Origin of the sequence: Bacillus sp. FSL M8-0277, from assembly GCF_037975305.1 — a bacterium.
Classification (GTDB): Bacteria; Bacillota; Bacilli; order Bacillales; family Bacillaceae; genus Bacillus; species Bacillus pumilus.
Map to the genome: position 1 here is coordinate 2,607,150 of NZ_CP150255.1, position 24,818 is coordinate 2,631,967.

Genomic DNA, 24,818 nt, shown 5'->3' on the forward strand with positions numbered 1-24,818 from the left:
TATAAAAAACTGAAAAACTTAATGTCTGTGAATGACGTTAAGACCACCTGTTGCTTCAATAACGGTTCCTGTAATCAGATCAGAGCGGTCATCGCATAAAAAGGAAATGATGCGCCCGATATCTTCTCCAGTACCAGACCTGCCAATCGGCGTTTCATCGTCTTTCATCTGGCGCGCTTCTTCTATTGTCGATTCTTTCATGTCTCCAACGATTTTGCCTGGACAAACCATATTGGCTGTGATGCCATTTTCGGCTTCTTCAATCGCAATGGTTTTCGTCAGTGACGCCAGCCCCACTTTTGCTGCTCCGAAGGCTGATCTGTGCATCCATCCCGGCGCATGGTCTGCGCCTTGAAAGCCATATGTGACAATTCGGCCGAAGCTTTGCTTTCTCATCATTGGGATGACCATACGGAACAAATGGAACACAGCAGATAGGTTGCCTTCCATCATTTGATACCATTCATCTTCGGAATAATCCGCTAGTTTTTTTCGTTCAAAAATATAAGGTCCGGCATTGTTAATCAAGGCATCGATCCGCCCAAATCGCTCGGCTGCCAGCTCGACCATATTTTTTAAATCTTCTTTGTTTGTCACGTCACCTTGGACAAATTGAAGCTTCTCTTCATATTGCTGCAATTCTTCTTTCATCTGGCGCACAGCTTCATCATCACTTCGATAATTTACTGTCACAGAATACCCCATATTCAGTAAAGACTCGGTGACTTTCCTGCCAAGTCCCTTAGAACCCGCTGTTATTAATGCGTGTCGCACACAATCTCCTCCTAAAACAAAGGTTGCAAGTTCATGTGTTTCTTTTGTTATCTTTACTTTACTATAAACCAGCATCTGGCGCACTTATGAACCCTTTCTGCTATTTCTATTTAGAATGAAAAAATGAAGGATGATTCATCCACTTTTGGATATCCCACGAGCCATGAATATCAAGAAGCAGCGAAACAAAACGGTAGCATTCTCTCACCTCATAAAGCTGGCGAGGAAGCGGGCAAATCTCTTCATAGCCCAACTGAACATCGTGTGCAGCTTCTTTCGTCAAAAGGTATTCCAATGCAATAAAATCAAACGCAGCTGGTCCAAATACGACGTATTCCGTATCAACTAGACTCGTCACTTGATCATACTTTTCAATATATTGCGACGGATCTAAATCAATTAAAATGAGACTGGCTGAATCAGGAGGACTGAGGTGGTCTAGCTTTTGCTGCACCATTTCTCCATAGCACTGAAATTCAGGCTGATCAGCGTAATAGCGGCTTATAAGTTTAGACACAGCCCTTTTTAAAAGAGCATGGAATTCACTCAAATGTCTCTTTTCTGCTCCGTATATAGTACCGAAGGAGTGAGTTCGATGTGAATGAAGATGTGCTAGTTTCCTCCCGTAATCCAAATAGAAATCTGATGAACGTCCCTTAAAAGATGTTAAAGGTGTTCCTTCTACTTTTTCCATGACATCATAATGTCTCCCCGCCATCTTCACTTTACGAACAACTTCCGGAATATGAAAGGAATTCGTCAGAGCCAGCTTTTCATTGATTTGATCGAGATGCTCTTGTCCCATATCGGCATTGACCCCATAGATCATGTTGATCCCATATACAAATTCACTTTCTGCTTTTGTCATTTTAGGAGATTTCACCACATATTCCGTTTTGTCTTGTAAGGAGATCAGCCACACATCATTGGCCCGTCCGTCGTACTGTTCTCCTAACGTCTTAACTGAGGCGATGGGCTGGTCAAACAAAGCCTGAAGCGTTTTCTTCATGGACTGCTGTCACTCCCTCTTTAGCTTGGCACTGGTATGCTTTCAACTTCTCTAATGATGATCAATTTCCTTGTTCCATTACAAAAAACCATCCGTATAAACGAATGGTTTTGGTCAGTTATGCTAGGCAGGCTTTTGCTTTTTCTAAAGCGAGCTGAATTTGTTTAAATCCAGTTCCACCTGCGCTTGTTCTTTTTTCAACAGCAACATAAGGATCAAGAACGGTGTAAATGTCTTCTTCAAAAAGATCGCTCGCTTCTGTAAATGTCTCAAACGGAAGATCACTTAAGTAGATGCCTTTTTGAATGCATGTATACACGAGCTTGCCAACGATTTCGTGTGCTTCACGGAATGGCATGCCTTTTTTCGCAAGGTAGTCTGCCACTTCGGTCGCATTTGAGAAATCTTCTTTCGTTGCTTTTTTCATGACATCTTCGTTCACTGTCATTGTTTGAATCATGCCTGTGAAGATTTGCAGGCTGCCAGCGATGGTTTTCACTGTATCAAACATGCCTTCTTTATCTTCTTGCAGGTCTTTGTTATACGTAAGCGGCAAGCCTTTCATAATGGTGAGAAGCCCCATCAGGTTGCCATACACACGGCCTGTTTTCCCGCGGATCAATTCTGCCATATCCGGGTTTTTCTTTTGCGGCATCATGCTGCTCCCTGTTGCATATGTGTCATCAAGCTCAATGAATTTGAATTCTTGAGAGCACCATAAAATGATTTCCTCACAAAGACGTGAGAGATGCATCATGACAAGGCTGCTGTTAGACAAGAACTCTAAAATGAAATCCCGATCACTTACGCCATCAAGGCTGTTTTCGTAAATATGAGCAAAACCAAGCAGCTCAGCTGTATATTCACGATCAATTGGGAATGTCGTTCCTGCTAGCGCTCCGCATCCGAGTGGAGACACGTTAATTCGTTTCAAAGAATCTTGAAAACGCGCTTTGTCACGCTCTAGCATCCAGAAATAGGCGAGCATATGATGCGCAAAGGAAATAGGCTGTGCACGCTGTAAGTGCGTATAACCTGGAAAAATCGTTTCAACGTGCTGTTCTGCTTTTTCCACAAGCACTGTTTGAAAGGAAGAGATCAGTTCAATGATATGCTCTACTTGGTTATTCAAATATAAATGCATATCAGTGGCAACCTGATCATTCCGGCTTCTCGCTGTATGCAATTTGCCGCCAAGCGGACCAATCTCATCAATGAGCATTTTTTCAAGGTTTAAATGGATGTCCTCATAATCCACTGAGAATTCGAGTTCATTTGCCTCTGCCTTTTTCATGAGCGTATTCAGTCCATCTTTAATGGCAGCGGCCTCGTCATCGCCCAGGATACCGCATGTATTCAGCATACTTGCATGAGCAAGGGAGCCGGTCAGATCTTCTTTGACTAATTGTTTGTCGAAATGAATGGACGCGCCAAACTCATCGACCCATTTTTCTGGTGTTTTTTGAAATCGGCCTCCCCAAAGCTTTTTCATGCTTTAACCTGCTCCTTTTTATTCACGATGCTGTTCACTTTTGTTGGTAAGCCCCAAAGGTTAATAAATCCTACCGCTGCATCATGATCGAATTCATCTGCTTTTGTGTAAGTTGCTAAATTTTCATCATAAAGTGAATATGGTGATTTACGTCCTTCAACAATGGCATGGCCTTTAAATAGTTTTACACGTACAACACCTGTTACGTTCTGTTGTGTTTGTTGTAAGAAAGCATCTAGTGCTCCTTTAAGAGGTGAGAACCATAATCCGTTGTATATTAATTCAGCCATTTTTTGTTCAACGATTGGCTTAAAGTGTGCGACTTCCTTCACTAGCGTTAAGTCTTCAAGCTCTTTATGTGCTTTTAGAAGTGTGACAGCACCTGGGCATTCGTACACTTCACGAGATTTAATGCCTACAAGACGGTTTTCAACGTGGTCGATTCTGCCAACCCCATGCTGACCAGCGACTTCATTTAAATGAAGAATAAGATCTGATAAGGAATACTGAATACCATCAATAGCTGTTGGTTTTCCTTTTTCAAACGTGATTTCAATGATTTCAGGTGTGTCAGGTGTTTTTTCAAGTGGCGTCGTTAAATCATACGCTCCTTCTGGCGGTGCAGCCCAAGGATCTTCTAAAATGCCGCACTCGTTACTTCTGCCCCAAAGGTTTTGGTCGATTGAATATGGGCTGTCTAAGTTAATCGGAATTGGAATACCATGTTTTTGTGCATAATCGATTTCTTCATCACGAGACCATTTCCACTCACGCACTGGTGCAAGAACTTCTAGGTCTGGATTCAACGCTTTAATGGATACTTCAAAACGGACTTGGTCGTTTCCTTTTCCAGTACATCCGTGCGCAACCGCTACTGCATTTTCTTTCTCTGCGACTTCCACTAGTTTTTTTGCAATAAGTGGACGAGATAATGCAGATACAAGCGGATATTTCCCTTCATACATCGTGTGTGCTTGTAAGGCAGTTAGTGCAAATTCCTCTGCGAATTCTTCTTTTGCGTCAATCATGTAAGACTGAACCGCTCCGACTTGAAGTGCTTTTTGTTGAACGAATGCTAAGTCTTTTCCTTCACCTACGTCTAGGCAGCAAGCGACGACTTCGTATCCTTGCTCTTGTAACCATTTAACTGCAACAGAGGTATCAAGACCTCCGGAATATGCTAATACGACTTTTTTATTTTGTGACATGATTGAAAAGCTCCTCTCACTTGTTTTGATTCTGTGAATGTTTTTTGCATAAAAATAAGTTTTAATTTATAAACATGCATTTAGTATGTATACACTGTAACAAGGAAAAATTGTTTTTTCAACCCCTTTATGAAAAAAACTCCGCCAAATTTTCTTGGCAGAGTCATTTTGGGCTATTTTTGATCCTTTTCAAGCTCTCGTAAGACGTGAGGAAGCTCTGGAATGATGAGTTTTGTCATGGCTAAACGAACAGCTCCAGTAGAGCCTGGTGTGGCAAAGACGGCTTTTTGATTGACGACCCCTGCCGCTGCCCGGGACAACATAGCGGCTGAACCGATGTCTTCTGTATAGCTTAGCATGCGGAAAATTTCGCCAAAGCCAGGCAGCTCCTTGGAGAAAAGCGGGGTGATCGCTTCAATGGTGACATCCCTTGCGGCAATTCCTGTGCCTCCGTTTAACAAGACGGCATCTATTTTGGGTTCGCTTGTTCCCTCTAGCACAGCGTCTTGGATCGCTCCAATGTCATCTTTTACAATATCATATGCAAGAATGAGATGTCCCTGTTCTTTAAGCAAATCAATCATCAGACGGCCGCTTTTATCTGTTTCTTTCGTTCTTGTATCACTGACCGTAATGACTTTCACATAAAGCCTCGCTTTCGCCTCACGTTTATGTTCTGTCACGCCCATTTTCGCACCGCTCCCTTTTGCTTCGTATTGGACAACATTATAGCATGCTGCTTTTAACAGAAAAAAGCTCTTTTCCTTATTGGAAAAGAGCTTCTTCATTTTAATTACGCTAAGCGCATAACGTCTCTTGCAATCATGACTTCTTCGTTCGTTGGAATAACGATCACTTTTACAGGAGAGTGCGGGTAGCTGATGAATGCTTCTTCGCCTCTCATGTTGTTAAGAGAAGGATCCCAGTAAACGCCCATGAATTCTAGACCACGAAGGACACGTGCTCTTACTTCTGAACTGTTTTCACCGATTCCAGCTGTGAAGATGATCGCATCTACGCCATTCATTCTCGCTGCATAAGAACCGATATATTTATGAATACGGCTTGCAAAAATATCAAGAGCTACTTCTGCACGGTCGTTTCCTTCTTCTGTTGCTTCTTCAATATCACGAAGGTCACTTGATAGACCAGACACACCTAAAAGACCACTCTTCTTATTCAAAGTTGAAAGTACTTCTTCAGCTGTATGTCCTGTTTTCTCCATAATAAATGGAATAAGGGCAGGGTCAATGTTACCTGAACGTGTTCCCATTGCAACACCCGCAAGCGGCGTGAAGCCCATTGAAGTATCGATTGATCTTCCGCCTTCAACTGCTGCGATACTCGCACCATTTCCAAGGTGACAAGAGATCAGACGAAGCTCTTCAAGAGGACGGCCTAATAGCTCTGATGCACGCTCTGTTACGAACTTATGGCTTGTCCCGTGGAATCCGTATTTACGAATACCAAAGTTTTTGTAGTAGTCGTACGGAAGGCTGTATAGGTAAGACTGCTCTGGCATTGTTTGGTGGAAAGCTGTATCGAACACAGCAATCGCTGGTACGTCAGGCAGAATTTGTTTGAATGCTTTGATTCCTACAACGTTTGCAGGGTTGTGCAGTGGTGCTAGCTCTGAAAGCTGATCAATGTCATTGATGACTTCATCAGTTAAAAGAACAGAGTCGCTGAATTTCTCTCCACCGTGAACAACACGGTGTCCTACGCCATCAATTTCATTAAAGTCTTTGATGATGTTAAATTCAATTAGTTTTTCAAGTAGCATTTTAACCGCTACTGCATGATCTGGAATATCTGTGACTTCTGTTTTCTTTTCTCCATCTACAGAAATCGTGAAGATACTGTTGTCCATTCCGATTCTTTCAACAAGACCTTTTGTTAAAACGGTTTCTTCTGGCATGTCGAACAATTGGAATTTAAGAGATGAGCTTCCTGCGTTGATTGCAATAATTTTAGACATTCTTGTCGCTCCTTTTACTCAGTTGTTATATAAGGTTTCACGTTTTTTCCGGTGCTATATTCAACCTGTATGACGGGTCTTTTATAGTTTAACGATAAGTCCGAAAAATATCTGACTTTTTCATTTAAACATTGAAAACTTTGCATTTCAAGTGCACCTTCGAACTGTTATCGCTTACATCGATAAGTCGATATTTTCTGAATAATAAAAAAGCCAGACATCACTCTGGCTATTCTTTCGTTTCTTTTTCTTCTATAAACCATTGGTCTAATTTTCTCATTACACCCAACATTGATTCTTTTTGTGAGAAAGACGGTAGATTGGCAAACAGCATCCGTTTTGGTGCTTCGAGCCCTTCCTTTTTCTTTTGCATCACAAACAAGCTTTTGGCGTGCTTTTTGTCCTTGAACATGGAGACCGGCAGCTGAATTAATGCATTCATATATGCATGATCTTTGATAAAGTCCTTTAATTGCACGCTTTCTTTTCCTTCAAACAAATCGTTTGGAATGATGAAGAACAAGAAGCCGCCTTCTTTTGTATAACGAAGGCTTTGTTCAATAAATAAATAATGCGCAAAGGCATGTCCTTCTTTTGCCTTTAATTCATAGTCTGCTGCACGCTCATCATTTGGATAATAACCAACTGGCAGACTGCATACAGTGACATCTACTGGAGAGATCAAAAGCGGCTCAAGACTGTCTTGATGGAAAAGCTCGACTTCCTTCTCTTCCAAGTTCGCCTGTGCCCATGCAATTTTAATGAGGACATCATCAATTTCAGACGCAAAGCCGCGCTTTGTTTCTGCAGTGAGATTATTTAAGACAGCAAGCAGTAAGTTCCCTGTTCCTGCTGCTGGATCAAAGACAACTAGCTCTTTTTGTCCTTCTAAAAATTTATTCACCAAGTAGCTGACAAACAGCCCGATCGTATCTGGTGTCATCTGACGATTTGGATGGGAAATATCCTTTTGTCCTTTCAATACGGCGAGCTGAAACGCTTTACGAATCTGCTCATGATCATAAGAGGCAAAATCTGCTTTCTCTATTAAATCCTTTAGTAAACCGTCTCGATCATTTGCTTGGAAAAAGGCTTCTCCTGCTTCAGCTAATGCCTCAATATAGGAAATGCTTTGGTCCTTTTTTAATCGAATAGAAGCTGTATCGAGCAGCTCGAAAATCGTACTTACTTGATCTTTCTGCAATGCTTTTCTCTCCTCGCTTTGTTAAAAGCTATATGTTCTCATTGAAAAGAGCCCCAGTATGAAGCCGGAGCTCTTGTCGATGCTGCTTTTATAACAGTGATTTTGCAGCTTCAATGGCTTTTTCATAATTTGGGTGATTCGTTGCTTCGCTTACGTATTCAGTGTAAACCACTTTCCCATTAGGGTCTAATACGAAAACTGCACGCGCCAATAAACGCAATTCTTTCATATACACACCGAATGCTTCACCAAATGACATATCTCTGTGATCAGATAATGTTTCGACATTTTCAATTCCGTTTGCTCCGCACCAGCGTGCTTGTGCAAATGGAAGGTCTGCACTAATTGTATAGATATTGACCGGACCTAAACCGGCTGCCTCTTCATTGAAACGTCTTGTTTGTGCGTCACACACACCTGTATCAATAGAAGGAATCACTGAGATGATCGTCACTTTTCCTGTTAAATCAGAAAGTGAAACTTCCCCTAGTGAGTTCGTTAATACCGTGAAATCCGGAGCCTGCTCGCCTACTTTTACTTCATTTCCTACAAGCGTGACAGAACTCCCTTTAAATGTGATCGATGCCAAAACAATTCCTCCCTTATCAAATGTATGGTTCTATCATAGTAGAGAAAGCAAAAAACTGCAAAGCCTAATCTTCGCTTTTGAAAAAAAAGTTAACTGCAGCGCAGCTAACTTTTTAAAGGTCTATGTCATCTAGTTTTCGTTCTTTATGACGGTTCTCCCGTTCATCCTTCTTAAACATGTGCTGAAGACGTTCAATTGCTTGAGGAGCAGAATCCAATATTTTATCAAGCAGATGTGTATGTTCATCCAAATGAAGCATTCGAACGCCGTTTGTTCCGACAATTAAGAAGGCGATTGGTGTAATAGACACACCTCCGCCGCTTCCTCCGCCAAATGGGAGTCTCGGTTCTTTTCGTTCTTGATCATCAGAACGTTTTTCTTTCTTTTGGTTTCCGTTAAATTCACTGCCACCGGCTGCAAATCCAAAACCAACCTTCGACACAGTAAGGATGACACTGCCGTCAGGGGTTTCGACTGGATCGCCGATGATCGTATTCACATCTATCATTTCTTTTAAGTTTTCCATCGCTGTCTTCATAAGACCTTGGATTGGATGATCTGCCATTTTCGGGTTCCTCCTTAAACAGATGATTCATTCTTCGTTGCTTGAAGAGAGGCACTTTTTCTCGCCTTTCTTCCTTTTAACCAATGAACAAGTAAACGAATGGCTGCAAGCATAGCATGTCCAATACGAAAATAAGCTATACATGTAAACTGGGTCTGTGACACATTGTGCTGAAAGGTAGGAATGACTTCATATACCGGTTTATGCTTAAAGGTGAGATGCTCCTGCATAAAGGCAAGTAGTGCTCCTTTCACTGACCATACACCGCCGGCTGCTACACCTGTCAAAGCAGCGTCATGAAAGCCGATCCATGTTGACCAGTGAAACGAGACAATTCTCATGCGAATGAAGAATTTACGCATGATCCGGTTTAAATCGACGATCTCTTTTGTGATGCGCTCCATTTGATGAAGGATCTGCTTCATATCACGTTTTCCCACTTTTTTATGTATGGATTCTTTTTCGTGACTAGGGGTTTTGGCGCTCGCCATTTTCTTTTCACGTATATCAATCGTTTGATCCTCTGGATTGACCCTCACCATCGGAATGTCTTTTTTGAGTCTGATGATTCCATATAAGGTGATGATCTTCAGTGCAAGATGATCATCGTCATTTGCATGTGAATAATCCAGTGAAATGGTCACTTTCATGAAGATTAATAAGATTCCAAGGAACAAAAAAGCTGCGATCCAAACGTAAAGCACTGTGCTCACTTCCTTCATAACAAATGATGCTTCCTCTACGATTATGGCTCTCATTCTGGATTTTATACCCAATCATAAAAAAAAGAGTTTGACCGGTACCCGGCCAAACTCCTCTGATTATACGTTTGCTTCTGTTTTTTCATATAGGTGTTCATGGACGACCACCGTATCAGCAAAGTAATCATGAACCCCTTGCTTTTTCGGTGTGAATCCAACAACAGCATAGAGAACAAAGAGCGTATTGATATAGCGTCCTACAATCTCTCTAAAGAAAATGACATCCCATGCCAGCTTCTTTTCAGGCTGAAGTGAGACCACTTTGATTCCAAACACCATTTTCCCAAGTGTTTGCTGAAAGAATTTCGTCATGATGGCGAAATAAAGCAGGAATACAATCGTCGTTGTGACGGAGAATGGAGAAAACCATCCTCCTCCTTTGGACCAGCCGAACAGACTAAAGATTGGAGAAACCGTCAAATGGTTGACACCCCAGACGACGAGCCAATCAAGAATAAACGCCCAAAACCTAATCCAAAAGCCTGCAAACGCCTGTGCTTCAATCACTGCACGTTTCGCAAGAGCCGGATTCGATTCTTCTTGGCTACGGCTTTCGGTTACTTCATCGAATGTAGAATCCATCTATGATCCCTCCTTTATTTTGAATAGAGATACATCGGTTTAGACCCATTTGAGCCAGCCAGTGTTTCTTTTAGATTGAGAAAATCAATTTCACTTTTAAAGAGTTTGCTTGCGCTCATATTGAAGAGAGAGTTCCAGCCAAAGCTTTGAGAATAGCTGATCACTGTCGCTCCTTTTAACCCTTTTTCATTTTTCTTCATTGCTTTGATTGCATCTTCATAATATCCAAGCTCATCGACTAATCCGTTCGATTTCGCCTGTGTTCCGTCATAGACCCGGCCGTCAGCAATTTTCTTGACGTTCTGTTTTGACATGCCGCGTCCTTCAGAGATGACTTTGACAAATCCTTCATACGAGTTATCCACCATGCTTTGCATGATGTCGCGCTCATCTTTTGTCATGTCACGATTTGGCGACATGATGTCTTTGAATTTTCCGCTCTTAATTGTTTCGTATTTAATACCTAAATTATCTGCCAGCTTTGAATAGTTCAAGCTTTGCATGATCACACCTAACGATCCTGTTAATGTTTCAGGTGAAGCAAAGATTTTTTTGGCTGGAGTTGATACGTAGTAGCCGCCAGAAGCTGCCATAGAGCCCATGGAGACGTAAATCGGCTTCTTCGCTTTTTTCACTTCTTCTAATTTTTTATGTATTTCTGCACTTTCATAGACACCGCCGCCAGGAGAGTTAACGCGTAGCAGTACACCTTTTACTGAAGCATCATCTTTCGCTTTTTCTAGTTCCTTGAGGAATGCACGATGATCATAGCCTTCTCCGCCTAACAGACTTGATGCGCCGCCATTATCTTGAATGGTTCCATTAATCTCAAGAACCGCTATTTTTCCAGCACCGCTTCCATCCTCTAGTACCTTCTCTTCTATTTCATCCCCAAATTGATAGCTCATTTTATTGTCATTGAAGCTTTCATACAAAGCCGTCGTGACACTAATCACAATTGAAAATCCGAAAACTCCAAGTGCAATGATTAACGCTACCCATCTTTTCGCATTCATCTTTTTCTCCTCCTTTTTGTCTCTCTTCATTGATACGAATATTCACATGAAATGTTTCACAGGAATTGTGGTTTTTTTACATTTCATTTCATCATATGATAGCACCTCTCTTCTTTCACGATCAACTTTACATCGTCTGCCAAGAGATACGTGTGACGAAAAATTGGCTTTTTTATCCTCTCTCTGCACCTATTAGGCTAGGTCTTCACCACAACAAAACACCTAAGCCACTCTTTCATAAGAAAACAGCTATTCAATTATGCTCAAATTCTGCCCTTTTCAAATCCCTTACATTGACTCATTTCTAAAAACGAATGCCACCATCATGAAGGTTTTTCTAATGTTTTTACTTTCATATGAAAAAAGTGTAAAATGTGAGCAAGGCTTCATATGTAAGCCCTTTATTACTCTAAATCTACTTTTGACAACGAAGGGGAGAACGTCAATGACAGACAATCGTCGCAATGTATTTTTCTTTTACAAAAAAGATCATGAATTGGATGGACACATTTCTTCTCTGGAGAAGCTCGCTACCGATCAAGGCTTTCAAGTCGTCAAGCGTGCAGAGGATGCCCATATTATTGCTTCAATTGGCGGAGATGGCACATTTCTTCAAGCAGTCCGCAAAACGAACTTCCGGGATGACTGCTTGTATGTAGGGGTATCAAAAACAGAGAATTCGCATCTATACTGCGATTTTTCATTAGAACATTTTGATAAAATGATTGATGCCATGAACACTGAACAGATTGAAGTGAGAAAATATCCGATCATTGATGTAAGCGTTGACAGTACAAACCAGTTCCATTGCTTAAATGAACTGTCGATCCGCTCAAGCATTATTAAAACATTTGTGATCGATGTGTATATAGATGATTTCCACTTTGAAACATTTAGAGGAGACGGAATGATTATTTCTACTCCGACTGGCTCAACAGCCTACAATAAATCGGTAAACGGCGCCGTGGTTGATCCGATGCTCCCTTGTATGCAAGTTACAGAGCTTGCATCGCTAAACAACAACTCGTACCGTACACTGGGCGCTCCTTTCATCTTAAGCAGTGACCGCAAGCTAACGCTAAAGGTTGTGCAGGACGGAAACGACCATCCGATTATCGGTCTTGATAACGAAGCGCTTGGCACGAAACACGTCAAACAAATCGACATCGGCCTTTCAGGAAAAGTCATTAAAACGGTAAAATTAAAAGACAACTCCTACTGGGAAAAAGTAAAACGCAGATTCCTTTAATCAAAAAGCTCCTTTACGGGGCTTTTGTTTTCTTTTCAGCGTGATAGAAAACCTTTGAAGTCTAGGAAGAGTGAGCACCGGAACGGAGCGAATTTGACATTCGTGAGTACCGGAGCGCAAATCTGACACCGAATGCGAGGGTTTGTCTACACGCTGAAAGCTCCTTTACGGGGCTTTTTTTCATGTCTTTTCATTCACGGTCATGATTATGGTATGATGTCACAAGTATGAATGTACGAAAAGGAGAACACGATGACATTACAACAATTTGATCAATATCCATTAAGCGATGATTTAAAACAAGCGCTAAAAGCACTTCACTTCCATACACCTACACCTGTTCAGCACGAGACATTATCCGTTGCTTTTTCAAGGCAGGATCTGATCGTCAAATCTCAGACTGGCAGCGGGAAGACCGCAGCCTATGGTCTGCCGATTTGTGAAATGGTCGATTGGGCTGAAAATAAACCTCAAGCCCTCATCCTCGTTCCAACGCGAGAACTCGCCATGCAGGTAAAACAGGACCTTACAAGCCTTGGACGATTGAAACGAATTAAAGCCGCAGCCATTTATGGAAAAGCCCCTTTTCAAGCCCAAAAAGTAGAGCTTGCACAAAAAAACCACATTGTGTGCGGAACACCAGGACGAGTCTTGGATCACCTTGAGAAAGGTACTCTTTCATTAGAAAACCTCAAATTTTTCGTGTTAGATGAAGCGGATGAAATGCTGAACATGGGATTTATTGATCAAGTCTCTTCTATTATTCAGTATCTGCCGCCAAAGCGAATGTCGATGCTGTTTTCAGCGACTATGTCTAATGAGATGAAGAAATTAAGTGGACAGTTTCTACAATCACCAAAAGTGATTGAAATTGCACGCGCGGAAACGTCTGTACAACAAATCACCCACACCGTGATTGAAACGGAAGAAGAAGCGAAATTCTCTCTTCTTCAGCGTACGATCGTCATTGAAAATCCAGATAGCTGCATTATTTTCTGTAATACACAGGATCGAGTCAATGAACTCACGATGAAGCTGGATGATTGGGATGTGCCTTGTGACAAAATTCATGGAGGCATGAGACAGGAAGACCGTTTCGCTGTTATGGATGAATTCAAAAACGGGGAATTCCGCTATTTGATCGCAACCGATATAGCAGCCCGGGGCATTGATGTCAGTGACATGACACATGTGATTCATTATGACCTCCCCTATGAAAAAGAGCGCTATATTCACCGAACAGGAAGAACAGGCAGAGCGGGAAAAAGCGGAAAAACCATTGCGTTTATGACGAAAAATGCAAAACCTCTGATTGATGAATTAAAAGAGGAAGCAGGTATTGATTTCAAAACGCAGCCTTATCCAACAAAGGAAGATGCAGAGCAGCATGTAGAAGGCTTTGAAAAAAAGATTGAAACGCCAGTTCAAAAGGAAAATAAACAGGCGGGCGTTGAGAAAGATATTATGAAGCTTTATTTTAACGGCGGGAAGAAAAAAAAGCTGCGGGCCGTTGATTTCGTTGGGACCATTGCCAAAATAGAAGGCGTTGCCTTTGATGACATTGGGATTATTACCATTCAAGATACGAAAACATATGTCGATATTTTAAACGGCAAAGGCCCTCTTGTGCTAAATGCTATGCGCCACACAACCATTAAAGGCAAGCAGTTAAAAGTTCATGAAGCACGTTCATAAAAAGTGAAGGCTAAGCGCCTTTACTTTTTTATTTAAAATAAAATAAGCTTACAAACCCTGATACCGTCAGCCTTTCCTGCAATCAACATGACAAATGTCATATTAAATACATGATGGGTGCTACTATGAGCATGACACCTTTCCTTCTATACTTTGAAGTAGAAAGAAACGGAAAGGACTTGAACGTTCATGACGACTTCAACAAACACACAGCAGCAAGCCACTTTAAGAAAACAAGTTGGCCAATTCTCTGGTGCTGATTCAAAAAAAAGTATCATGCAACTCATTAATACATTTATTCCATTTTTGGGGCTTTGGTTTCTTGCCTATTATAGCCTGAACATCTCCTACCTTTTAACCCTCTTCTTTGCGGTTATTGCAGCTGGTTTTTTAGTACGTGTCTTTATTATTTTTCACGACTGCTGCCACCAATCCTTTTTTAAACAGAAGCCGCTGAATCACCTGTTTGGTTTCATAACGGGTGTACTCACCCTTTTCCCTTATCTTCAATGGCAAAGAGATCATTCAATTCACCATGCCACAAGCAGTAATTTAGACAAACGAGGTACTGGTGACATTTGGCTCCTGACAGTCAAAGAATATCAAGAAGCATCTGCATGGACGAAATTCCGCTACAGATTTTATCGTAATCCTTTTGTGATGTTTATTTTAGGACCGATCTTTGTTTTTCTCTTAAAAAACCGTTTCAACGTCAAAAATGCTCGTAAAAAAGAGCGCTGGAACACGTATTTCACAAATGTGAGCATCATTGCGCTAGCAGCTGCAACGTGTCTACTTTTTGGCTGGCAGGAGTTCCTGCTTGTCCAAGGTCCAATCTTCCTGATCTCAGGATCAATCGGTGTATGGCTGTTTTATGTGCAGCATACATTTGAGGATTCTTACTTTGAAGAAGATGAACATTGGAATTATGTGCAGGCGGCAGTAGAAGGCAGTTCTTTTTACAAATTGCCAAAGCTTCTTCAGTGGTTAACAGGCAATATCGGCTATCACCATGTTCATCATTTAAGTCCGAGGGTACCGAATTATCACTTGGAACATGCACATGATCATAGTGAGCCGCTTCAAAATGTTCCAACCATCACTTTAAAAACAAGTATCGAATCAATGAAATTTAGACTTTGGGATGAAGAAACGAAAGCATTCGTTACCTTTAAAGAAGCACGGCAATCTAAGAAGATGCCCGCACCTGTCATTAAAGGAGACATTCTAAAGAAAAATGCATAATTGGTGCAAGCTCTTTCTTACACTAGAAGGAGCTTGTTGTCATTTACAGGATGCAACCATAAGTTGAATTTGATAAAGTAAGGAAAAAGAACGAAAACGGAAAAGGTGGCACACGGATGAAAAAACAGTTAAAAATTCAAAAATTACATGGGATTTCTCCCTATATATGGGCCATTTTTTTCATCCTTCCCTTTTATTTTATCATTAAGGCTCCTTCGACTTTAGGCATTGTAATCGGCATTATTTTGAACGTTGTCTTTTTCGCTGTCTATCGTTTTGCCTTTATCGCAAAAGGCTGGTCTTTATATGTATTAGGCCTTCTCTTGATTGCGATTTCTACTGGCTATGTCATGCTCTACAGCTACATTTATTTCGCTTTTTGCATCGCCTATTTCAATGGGCATATTAAAAGAAAAGTACCTTTCTATATCTTATACTATATTCATGTCGGGAGCGCCGCCATTGCTGTAAACTTCAGTCTGATCTTAAAAAAGGGCTGGTTTCTCACGCAAATCCCCTTGGTTCTCATTACACTCATTAGTGCCATTCTCCTCCCTCTCAGCATTCGAAGCAGGAAGGAACGTGAACGGCTCGAAGAGAAATTAGAAGATGCCAATGAACGGATCGCTGACCTTGTAAAAATTGAAGAAAGGCAGCGCATTGCACGTGATCTGCATGATACCCTTGGACAAAAGCTTTCCCTCATCGGTTTAAAGAGTGATCTTGCCCGAAAACTGGTTTATAAAGACCCAGAGCAGGCACGCGCCGAACTGAAAAGCATCCAGCAAACAGCCAGAACGTCTCTCAATGAAGTGCGGAAAATTGTTTCCTCCATGAAAGGTATTCGGATCAAGGATGAAATGTCGAACATCGAGCAAATTCTCGAAGCAGCGGGGATTGAATTGATTTATGATGAAAAGGAAGCGCCAAAACACATCTCTCTTCTTAACGAAAACATTGTAAGCATGTGCATCAAAGAGGCCGTGACAAATGTCGTCAAACATAGTGATGCGACCGTTTGCAAAGTCACCATTCATCAAAAATCAAAGGAAGCTATCATCACCGTAGAGGATGACGGGACATTTAAAGGCGATGATCCACTCTCTCCAATGAAGGGGCATGGCCTTTTAGGAATTAGAGAAAGATTGGAATTTGCAAATGGGCGCCTGCGTATTGAGACAAAGGACGGAACAAAGCTGATCATGAGCATTCCAAATGATTCAGCAGCAAAAGACAAGGAGGGGATGAAATGATCAACATCTTTATCGCAGAAGATCAGCAAATGCTGCTCGGTGCGCTCGGTTCACTTCTTGATTTAGAAGACGATATGACGGTTGTTGGAAAAGGTACGAACGGTCAGGACGCCATCGATTTTGCCAAAAAACACCCTGTTGATATTTGCTTAATGGATATTGAAATGCCAGGAAAAACGGGACTTGATGCAGCGGAAGAGCTCAAAGGAACAGATGTAAAAATCATCATTTTAACGACCTTTGCCCGCTCTGGTTATTTCCAAAGGGCGCTCAAAGCTGGCGTCAGCGGCTATATGCTGAAAGATAGTCCAAGTGAAGATCTGGCAAGTGCCATTCGCAGTGTGATGAAAGGGAAAAAGGTGTACGCCCCTGAATTAATGGAAGACTTATATAGTGACGAAAACCCTTTAACAGATCGAGAGAAATCAGTCCTTGAACTCGTCGCCGACGGCAAAAACACAAAAGAAATTGCGAAGGAGCTCAGCATTAAAAGCGGCACTGTCCGAAACTACATTTCCATTATTTTAGATAAGCTAGAAGTGAAAAACCGCATTGAAGCTATTACACGCTCAAAAGAAAAAGGCTGGTTTAAATAAGAAAAAAGATCAGGACACATGCTGCCTTGATCTTTTTTTTCTACCAAAAATCTCCTCTCCTATTTTTTATCACCAACTATCAAAATGTAATTGACAACAGACCGCACTTCTATGATATGATATCCAAGTGATAATAATTATCATTATCACTCATACAATCAAATACCCGGCTAATGTGCCGATTTCAAAGGAGTCTACATTCATGAAGAAAATATTGTTCCCTCTGATGCTCATCTTTGTACTTGCATTGAGCGCATGTGGCAATAGCAGCAGCTCTTCCTCAAATAAAGGAAATCAATCAACATCATCAGACAAAATTACATATGAATCTGAAAATGGCCCTGTGAAGCTGCCAGCGCACCCAAAACGTGTCGTTGTACTTGGTTCTTACACTGGTAATGTCATGTCACTTGGTGTGAACCTGGTCGGCGTCGACTCTTGGTCAAAAAAGAACCCTCGCTTCCAAAAGGAATTAAAAAATGTGGAAGAAGTGTCAGATGCCAATGTCGAAAAAATCATGAAGCTAAAGCCTGATGTCATCATTGGCTTAAGCAATACAAAAAATGTAGAAAAACTAAAAAAAATTGCACCAACCGTCTTGTTTACGTATAACAAAGTCGATTACCTACAGCAGCATATTGAAATTGGAAAAGTATTAAACAAAGAAAAAGAAGCCAAAGCATGGGTAAAAGATTTTAAAGAACGCGCAGCTGAAGCTGGAAAAGAAATTAAAGCAAAAATCGGCGAGGATGCGACGGTTTCTGTGTTTGAAAGTGGCACAAAAGATCTTTACGTGTTCGGAGATGCATGGGGCCGGGGCACAGAAATTCTTTACCAAGCAATGAAACTAAAAATGCCTGAAAAAGTGAAAGAAAAAGCATTAAAGGCTGGCTACTATGCGGTTTCACAAGAAGTTATTCCTGAATTTGCTGGAGACTATATGATCATTAGTAAAAACAGCGAAATGGACAATTCCTATCAAAACAGTGAAATTTACAAGTCCATACCAGCTGTGAAAAAACATCGTGTGTATGTGGCAAATGCAGAAGAATTCTATTTTAATGATCCGCTCACACTTGAGTATCAACTATCATTCTTTAAAAAGCACTTTTTAGGTAAATAAACTGAAGCAAGGGAGCCCTTCCCTTGCTTTTTTCTTATCTGCTTCTAGCGGCAGCATCTTTTTTCCGCTACAATGACATACAAGCGAATACAAAAAGTGTGGTGCTGGTTTTGTTTAAAATTTTACTCATTGAGGATGATACAACCCTCTTCCAAGAAATCAAAGAACGTTTAGTGAATTGGTCCTATGATGTTTATGGGATTCACGATTTTCAACAGGTGATGCAGGAATTCACTTCTGTTCAGCCTGATCTCGTCATTATCGATATACAGCTCCCAAAATACGATGGCTTTCATTGGTGCCGGATGATTCGGCATCATTCAAATGTACCAATCATCTTCCTCTCCTCACGTGACCATCCTGCTGATATGGTCATGTCAATGCAGCTCGGTGCCGATGATTTTGTACAAAAACCCTTTCACTTTGACGTGCTTATTGCCAAAGTCAGTGCCGTTCTTCGCCGCGTGCATGATTATAATGCAGAACCGGCTAGCTTAAAGTTATGGTGCGGCGCTACGATTGATCTAGAAAAAAACACCGTCACAAATGATCACGGTGAAGTTGAATTAACGAAAAATGAGTTATTTATTCTCAAGGAATTGATTCAGCATAAAAATCATATTGTCAGCCGGGAATCACTCATTCAAGCACTGTGGGAGGATGAACGGTTTGTCAGTGACAATACACTTACTGTGAACGTCAATCGCCTTAGAAAAAAACTAGATGAGATCTCCCTTGGCACCTACATTGAAACAAAAGTGGGCCAAGGCTATCTTGCAAAGGAAAAGGATGATCAATGATGCTGCACGCATTTTTAAAAGAACGAAGAAGCTGGATTCTGTTCTTTCTTAGTTTGCAGCTCCTCATTCTGTTTGTTGCTTATTTGGATACGACCATTCCAATGGCATCTCTTTTTTATATTGTGTTATTATCTACGTTTTTCATGATCGTCTTTCTCTTTTTCCGATACCGTAAAGAAACGGCGTATTATGAGCGGCTGAAAGAATGGGATGATCATATTGATCATCAAATGCGGCTCACGCCATCTTCCCCATTTGAACAGCTTGTACATGATGCGACGTCTGAGCAAATTGCCCGCTACCGAAAAATGGCAGCAGAACAGCAAATTGCCCTTGAAGAAGAGAAAGATGAATTACTCTCATGGATACATGAAGTGAAGACACCTCTCACAGCGATGCACTTGATGATTGACCGCTTAACAGAGCAGCCGCTGAAATCAAATATGACGTACGAATGGCTCAGAATTCATTTATTACTCGATGCCCAGCTGCATCAAAGCAGAATACGTCATATCGAAAATGATTTATTTATTGAACAGCTGGACCTGCAAAGCATCATAGCGAAGGAAATCAAAGCGCTCCAATCATGGTGCATGCAAAAAGGGATCGGCTTTGAACTCACGCTAGAAGAACGTCACGTATTAAGTGATACAAAATGGTTATCCTTTATGATCAGACAGGTACTCACAAATGCAGTCAAGTACAGCCAATCGTCCGATATTGCCATTGAAAGCAAGAAAATGGATGACCAAGTGATGCTGACGATTACAGATCAAGGCAGAGGAATTGACCCAAGAGACCTTCCGCGTATTTTTGAAAAAGGCTTTACCTCAACTAGACATCACAATGACACAGCCTCAACAGGAATGGGACTCTATTTAACAAAAAAAGGAGCAGACGCTCTTCATATCAAGATCGAGGTCAATTCCACGATAGATCAAGGCACAACCTTCACCTTCATCTTTCCGAAAAAGAATGATTTTGTGCATATTGCGAGCATGTGACAAAACAGACGAATCAAAATCTCTTCGCATCTGGCTCCCAAGCTAGTGCGAAGAGATTTCATTCTTTTATTTAAGAAATGCTCTCTGCCTCTTGACGCACAATATCTTCCACCTTTCTACGTCTATAAATACTTAAAATCATCCCAACAGCCATCAATTCAAGCAGAATATGAGAACCGCCATAGCTCATGAAAGGCATGGACAATCCAGAAAAAGGCAGAAAGCCGAAATTAGTAACAATGCTTAAAATCAATTTTGCTGCAAACACAGCTGCAAAACCTGTCATCAGCATTTTTCCATAAGCCATTTTTACGCGTTTTGTTGTATGAAAGATTCGGTAAATAAAAATGACAAACAACATAAGTACAACGACTCCTGCTAGCCAGCCAAATGAAAAAATGATATATGTAAACATCCAATCAGTGTGAACCTCGGACATTGCAGAAGGAATGATTTGAAGTCCGTTTGAACTAAATTGATGGACTGTGTAAAGTTGTCTACCTGCTTGAAAAAGAGAAAACATTTCAAACATTAGATATAAACCGACTGCTGCTGCCAGCGGAATGATTTGCCTTAAACTAGCACTAGACACACACATCATCGTTAAACACATGACAAAACAAATAACGGTCGCAGGAAGAAAACCAATCGCACTGATTAGAATAACTGGTAAAGCCATAATCCCTACTCCAAGCCAAGCTTTGAGACCATTCTCCCAATTCCAAGAGTGAAAGATACCTGCTAAAGAAACAGCCACAAGAAATGGTACGACCTCCGTCAAATTGATTGAGATATCGCTTAATCTTAAAAACAGAACACCGTTTACTCTTATGCCAAAAATCATCGTCAGAAGCACCATTCCAAGCGTCCCTATATATAAATGCCAGGAGTATTTCAATAAGCGCCGATAATCGAAGGAAAATAAAACAAACATAAGCACTAGTCCAACTAAATAAAAGGCGAGACTTTTATAAAAAATATTCATGTCTTGTAGATTTGTAAACTCCGAATGAAACTGCAAAAAGTACATGATAAGCAGTCCAAAAGAACAAGCGGCTAATACAAGAAGAAACATTTTAAGATCCATTTCGGTTTTATGTGTTTCATGAAGCTGCGCTCCAAGAATGGCCGCATCCCCAATTTGCTCTAGCGCTTGATCCACCGCCTCTTCTTCAGACATCCCAGCATTCATCGCTTCCTCTTTTAGCGTGTATAGATGATCCATAAGTTCAAGCTTGATTTCCGAATGGACATCTTTATTTTTGACTCGTTTACATACATTCTTCATATATTTTTCAAACTTTTTTTCTAATCCCATGCGATTTTCACTCCGTTCAACACGCCATCGACTGCATTTTTGAAAACATCCCATTCTTCTTTCTTTTCCTGCATAAATGCTTTTCCTTGTTCATTTATTTTGTAATATTTTCTTTTCCGATTGCCATTCCCTTCGCCCCAGTAAGAGATAATGAATTCTTTCCCCTCCAAGTTGTGCAAAATCGGATAGATTGTTCCTTCTTTAAAGCTGAAAATACCTTCAGACTTCTCCTCCAATGCTTTGATCATTTCATATCCATACATTGGCTTTTCATTTAACAAGCTTAAAATCAGGGTAGCTGTACTTCCCTTTAAAAGCTCTTTACTTACTTTCATTCCTGGTCACTCCTAATACATAGATTTACTATGCATATATTTAATATGCATATCATACATGATTAAAATGACCGTGTAAAGCTCCTAAACGTCTTCATACCAAGAAAAATCCAAGAAGATTGATACATAAGAATGAAAAACAGATAAAATGAATGTGTGATGATCAGAAACAAACTTAAACAAAACATATGAACCGTTTAAAAAAACAAGCATGTGACAACAATGTCACATGCTCGTCTGTTTTGTTCGCCAAATCGAAGGAAGTCCGGCGGGCTTCTTTTTATACTAGAGATATCAATTAAATAGAAAAGGGGATCGACAAATGAACATTTTAGAAGCTCGCAAAATATATAAAAGCTACGGAAATAAATTCAACAAACAAGAGGTGCTGAGTGGCATTGATTTGACCATTGAAGCCGGAGAATTTGTCAGTATTATGGGGCCATCAGGCTCGGGGAAAACAACCCTTCTGAACGTATTGTCCTCTATTGATCATGTGTCCAGCGGATCAATTCGTATCGCAGATGTTGAGATGACACAAATGAAAGATCAGCAGCTCGCAGAATTCAGAAAAAAGCAGCTTGGCTTTGTTTTTCAGGATTATAACTTACTTGATACACTCACGGTCAAAGAGAACATCCTCTTGCCATTATCCATCTCCAAAACGCCGAAAAAAGAAGCTTTCGAACGTTTTCAACAGCTTGCGGAGGACATGGGCATCTATGAACTAAGAGACAAATACCCAAATGAACTCTCTGGTGGACAAAAGCAGCGGACATCAGCGGTTCGTGCCTTCATTCATGAGCCGAGTCTGATTTTTGCGGATGAACCTACTGGAGCGCTTGATTCCAAATCTGCATCTGATTTACTCAATAAACTGCAAGATTTCAATCGAAAACGAAAAGCGACCATTGTCATGGTGACACATGATCCTGTCGCAGCCAGCTATTCAAGACGCGTCATTTTTATCAAGGATGGACAGATTTATACTCAGTTAAATAAAGGTGCTTTAGAGAGAAAGATGTTTTTCGAGGATATTATGAAAACGCAAGGTGTTTTAGGCGGTGTGAAGCATGAACATTAATCAGCTCATTCTCCGTAACCTGAAGAAAAATTTGAAGAATTACTATTTATATGTGTTTGCTCTCGTGTTTAGTGTGGCGCTCTACTTTTCTTTTGTCACCTTGCAGTACTCACCAGCACTTGATGATGTAAAAGGGTCCATTAAAGGCGGTGCGTCGATTAAAGCCGCTTCGGTGCTGCTTATTGCCATCGTTGGGATCTTCCTGTTATATGCGAACAGCATTTTTATTAAACGCCGAGGGAAAGAAATAGGTCTCCTGCAACTCATTGGCATGACGAAACAAAAAATTGCCAAACTGCTCAATGCAGAAAATTTTATCCTCTACGTGTTCTCAATGGCTGTTGGCATCATAGCTGGATTTATTGGTTCAAAGCTCATGCTGATGGTGTTATTTAAAGTAACCGGCGTGAACGCCATCGCCAACCTGCATTTTTCAGGCATGGCCCTTTTGCAGACACTTATCGTCTTTTTCATCATCTATGGATTAATTATGCTAAGAAATAGACGGTTTATTAGTAAACAGACAATTTTATCTTTGTTTCGAACCACGTCTTCTACAGAGCAGCGTGTGAAAAAGATCTCTGTGTTTGAAATCATCATTGGGGTTTTCGGTATTGCCTTGATCAGCTCAGGCTATTATATTTCTTCTCAGCTTTTTAGCGGCTCATATACGTCTATACTTGAATTATTTTTAGCCATGATTTATATTCTAGCCTCTGTCATTATCGGTACCTTTCTTTTTTATAAAGGCTCTGTTTCTTTCATTGCCAATATTGTACGTAAAAGAAAAAATGGCTATCTCGCCATTCATGAAGTCCTGTCTTTGTCATCTATTATGTTCCGATTAAAATCAAATGCACTGCTTTTAACGATTATTACAACCGTATCTGCTCTTGCCATCGGGTTGTTATCTTTAAGCTACATTTCCTATTACTCAGCAGAAAAAACGGCTGAACAACAGATTCCATCACATTTTGTCATGGGCTCAGAGAAAGAAGCCAATACCTTCGCTCGTGCACTTTCTGACAAACATATTGCATATGAAAAAAAGCAGTTCAAGGTCATTCAAGCGGATTTTGACGCAAAGAAGATCATGGATTCGGAATTAGATAGTTTGAAGAAGGATCCAGGAGTCTTGACACTGTCTGTGATCAGTGAGAAAAATGCACCTCATATTCATGTGGAGAACAACGAAGTCATTTTAAGCGGCTACAGTGATATATTGAAGAAATTCATGCCGATTCAAAGCTCAGGTGATGTGAAACTTCTTATCAAGAAACCGCTTGATTTAAAAGTCATTGATATGAAGAAAGATTACATCATCTCTTACAAGTTCACTTTTGGCGGTCTGCCTGTTGCCGTCGTAAGTCAAAGTGTTTTTGAGCAGCTTGACCAGCAGAAAGATCCTAAACTGCAGCTTGAGAATAACCAATATAACGCAATCAATATAAAAGATGATCAAAATCTTGAACAAGCCAATGATGTGTTTACATCTTTAAAACTAAGTGACAACAGCATGTCTCAATTAGCTTCAGCTCAGCAGCAAAAGCAAACAATGGGACTGATGATGTTTGTGGTTGGATTTTTAGGTTTAAGCTTCCTTGTCACATCAGGCTGTATTTTATACTTCAAACAGATGAATGAAAGTGAAGAAGAACAAAGCTCGTACACGATCTTACGTAAGCTTGGCTTTACAGAGAAAGATCTATTAAAAGGCATACGACTCAAACAGCTATTTAACTTTGGGATTCCGCTCATCATCGGATTGCTGCACAGCTACTTTGCCGTACAGTCAGGCTGGTTTTTATTCGGCGGTGAACTGTGGACACCAATGCTCATCGTCATGTCGATTTATACGGTGTTATATTCTATCTTCGGATTCCTATCTGTCCAGTATTACAAAAAGGTCATTAAAGAATCCTTGTAATTTATTCCCCA

The 24,818-nt window shown here is 40.7% G+C and carries 24 protein-coding genes; 10 read left to right on the forward strand and 14 right to left on the reverse strand.

Annotated features, from left to right (window positions below):
- Window positions 1-18 precede the first annotated feature (18 nt).
- The 12 genes from MKZ05_RS13120 to sppA all read right to left on the reverse strand — a co-directional run bounded on the left by MKZ05_RS13120 (window position 19) and on the right by sppA (window position 11,178).
- Entirely contained in the window at window positions 19-774 is a 756-nt protein-coding gene (locus tag MKZ05_RS13120) for an SDR family oxidoreductase (RefSeq protein WP_050943582.1), read from the reverse strand.
- 106 nt (window positions 775-880) lie between these two features.
- Entirely contained in the window at window positions 881-1,783 is a 903-nt protein-coding gene (locus MKZ05_RS13125; RefSeq protein ID WP_335353033.1) for an aminoglycoside phosphotransferase family protein, read from the reverse strand.
- Window positions 1,784-1,901: 118 nt separating this feature from the next.
- Window positions 1,902-3,275, reverse strand: a complete 1,374-nt coding sequence (gene argH, locus MKZ05_RS13130) for an argininosuccinate lyase (RefSeq protein ID WP_339160333.1) — start codon at window positions 3,273-3,275, stop codon at window positions 1,902-1,904.
- A complete protein-coding gene (locus tag MKZ05_RS13135) occupies window positions 3,272-4,483 on the reverse strand; it encodes an argininosuccinate synthase (protein WP_335353032.1) in 1,212 nt (403 codons plus the stop codon). The genes argH and MKZ05_RS13135 overlap by 4 nt, the downstream gene beginning before the upstream one ends.
- Window positions 4,484-4,656: 173 nt before the next feature.
- Complete coding sequence (locus tag MKZ05_RS13140) at window positions 4,657-5,172, reverse strand: MogA/MoaB family molybdenum cofactor biosynthesis protein (protein ID WP_034620671.1); 516 nt, start codon at window positions 5,170-5,172, stop codon at window positions 4,657-4,659.
- A gap of 104 nt (window positions 5,173-5,276) precedes the next feature.
- Window positions 5,277-6,461 carry an acetate kinase gene (locus MKZ05_RS13145; protein WP_003216471.1) on the reverse strand — a complete coding sequence of 395 codons (1,185 nt, stop codon included), beginning with the start codon at window positions 6,459-6,461 and terminating at the stop codon, window positions 5,277-5,279.
- 229 nt (window positions 6,462-6,690) lie between these two features.
- Window positions 6,691-7,665, reverse strand: coding sequence for a class I SAM-dependent methyltransferase (locus MKZ05_RS13150; RefSeq protein WP_003216620.1), 975 nt, complete (start codon window positions 7,663-7,665; stop codon window positions 6,691-6,693).
- Window positions 7,666-7,753: 88 nt separating this feature from the next.
- Entirely contained in the window at window positions 7,754-8,254 is a 501-nt protein-coding gene (gene tpx / locus MKZ05_RS13155; protein WP_003216787.1) for a thiol peroxidase, read from the reverse strand.
- A gap of 112 nt (window positions 8,255-8,366) precedes the next feature.
- Window positions 8,367-8,819 (reverse strand): GerW family sporulation protein, encoded by a 453-nt coding sequence (gene ytfJ, locus MKZ05_RS13160; RefSeq protein ID WP_003216488.1) that lies wholly within the window; start codon window positions 8,817-8,819, stop codon window positions 8,367-8,369.
- Between the two features lie 14 nt (window positions 8,820-8,833).
- Window positions 8,834-9,541, reverse strand: a complete 708-nt coding sequence (locus MKZ05_RS13165; protein WP_339160334.1) for a DUF2953 domain-containing protein — start codon at window positions 9,539-9,541, stop codon at window positions 8,834-8,836.
- A gap of 99 nt (window positions 9,542-9,640) precedes the next feature.
- Window positions 9,641-10,162 (reverse strand): RDD family protein, encoded by a 522-nt coding sequence (locus tag MKZ05_RS13170; RefSeq protein ID WP_050943577.1) that lies wholly within the window; start codon window positions 10,160-10,162, stop codon window positions 9,641-9,643.
- Window positions 10,163-10,176: 14 nt separating this feature from the next.
- Window positions 10,177-11,178: a signal peptide peptidase SppA gene (sppA, locus tag MKZ05_RS13175; RefSeq protein WP_050943576.1), complete on the reverse strand. Its 1,002-nt coding sequence runs from the start codon at window positions 11,176-11,178 to the stop codon at window positions 10,177-10,179.
- 445 nt (window positions 11,179-11,623) lie between these two features.
- On the opposite strand from sppA, the gene MKZ05_RS13180 reads away from it, so the two are divergent.
- The 8 genes from MKZ05_RS13180 (at window position 11,624) to MKZ05_RS13215 (ending at window position 20,143) form a co-directional block, all read left to right on the forward strand.
- Window positions 11,624-12,427 carry an NAD kinase gene (locus tag MKZ05_RS13180; RefSeq protein ID WP_003216672.1) on the forward strand — a complete coding sequence of 268 codons (804 nt, stop codon included), beginning with the start codon at window positions 11,624-11,626 and terminating at the stop codon, window positions 12,425-12,427.
- 252 nt (window positions 12,428-12,679) lie between these two features.
- A complete protein-coding gene (locus tag MKZ05_RS13185) occupies window positions 12,680-14,122 on the forward strand; it encodes a DEAD/DEAH box helicase (RefSeq protein ID WP_251190226.1) in 1,443 nt (480 codons plus the stop codon).
- Between the two features lie 189 nt (window positions 14,123-14,311).
- Window positions 14,312-15,367, forward strand: coding sequence for a fatty acid desaturase (locus MKZ05_RS13190; RefSeq protein ID WP_050943573.1), 1,056 nt, complete (start codon window positions 14,312-14,314; stop codon window positions 15,365-15,367).
- 116 nt (window positions 15,368-15,483) lie between these two features.
- Window positions 15,484-16,620 (forward strand): sensor histidine kinase, encoded by a 1,137-nt coding sequence (locus MKZ05_RS13195; protein WP_003216252.1) that lies wholly within the window; start codon window positions 15,484-15,486, stop codon window positions 16,618-16,620.
- Complete coding sequence (locus MKZ05_RS13200) at window positions 16,617-17,216, forward strand: response regulator transcription factor (RefSeq protein WP_058015072.1); 600 nt, start codon at window positions 16,617-16,619, stop codon at window positions 17,214-17,216. Before MKZ05_RS13195 ends, MKZ05_RS13200 begins: the two co-directional genes overlap by 4 nt.
- A gap of 202 nt (window positions 17,217-17,418) precedes the next feature.
- Window positions 17,419-18,339, forward strand: a complete 921-nt coding sequence (locus MKZ05_RS13205) for an iron-hydroxamate ABC transporter substrate-binding protein (RefSeq protein ID WP_003216500.1) — start codon at window positions 17,419-17,421, stop codon at window positions 18,337-18,339.
- 110 nt (window positions 18,340-18,449) lie between these two features.
- Entirely contained in the window at window positions 18,450-19,139 is a 690-nt protein-coding gene (locus MKZ05_RS13210; protein WP_226805363.1) for a response regulator transcription factor, read from the forward strand.
- The gene (locus MKZ05_RS13215; protein WP_251190223.1) at window positions 19,139-20,143 is read left to right on the forward strand and encodes a sensor histidine kinase; all 1,005 of its coding nucleotides are present in this window, start codon (window positions 19,139-19,141) and stop codon (window positions 20,141-20,143) included. Before MKZ05_RS13210 ends, MKZ05_RS13215 begins: the two co-directional genes overlap by 1 nt.
- A 70-nt stretch (window positions 20,144-20,213) precedes the next feature.
- On the opposite strand, the gene MKZ05_RS13220 is transcribed toward MKZ05_RS13215, so the two are convergent.
- Entirely contained in the window at window positions 20,214-21,461 is a 1,248-nt protein-coding gene (locus tag MKZ05_RS13220; protein ID WP_335353030.1) for an FtsW/RodA/SpoVE family cell cycle protein, read from the reverse strand.
- On the reverse strand, window positions 21,452-21,796 hold the full coding sequence (locus MKZ05_RS13225) for a PadR family transcriptional regulator (protein ID WP_003216467.1): 345 nt from the start codon (window positions 21,794-21,796) through the stop codon (window positions 21,452-21,454). Before MKZ05_RS13225 ends, MKZ05_RS13220 begins: the two co-directional genes overlap by 10 nt.
- Window positions 21,797-22,118: 322 nt before the next feature.
- Here MKZ05_RS13225 and MKZ05_RS13230 point away from each other — a divergent pair, with 322 nt between their 5' ends.
- On the forward strand, window positions 22,119-22,880 hold the full coding sequence (locus MKZ05_RS13230) for an ABC transporter ATP-binding protein (protein WP_003216695.1): 762 nt from the start codon (window positions 22,119-22,121) through the stop codon (window positions 22,878-22,880).
- Window positions 22,870-24,807 carry an ABC transporter permease gene (locus MKZ05_RS13235; protein ID WP_050943568.1) on the forward strand — a complete coding sequence of 646 codons (1,938 nt, stop codon included), beginning with the start codon at window positions 22,870-22,872 and terminating at the stop codon, window positions 24,805-24,807. The genes MKZ05_RS13230 and MKZ05_RS13235 overlap by 11 nt, the downstream gene beginning before the upstream one ends.
- Window positions 24,808-24,818: the final 11 nt, after the last annotated feature.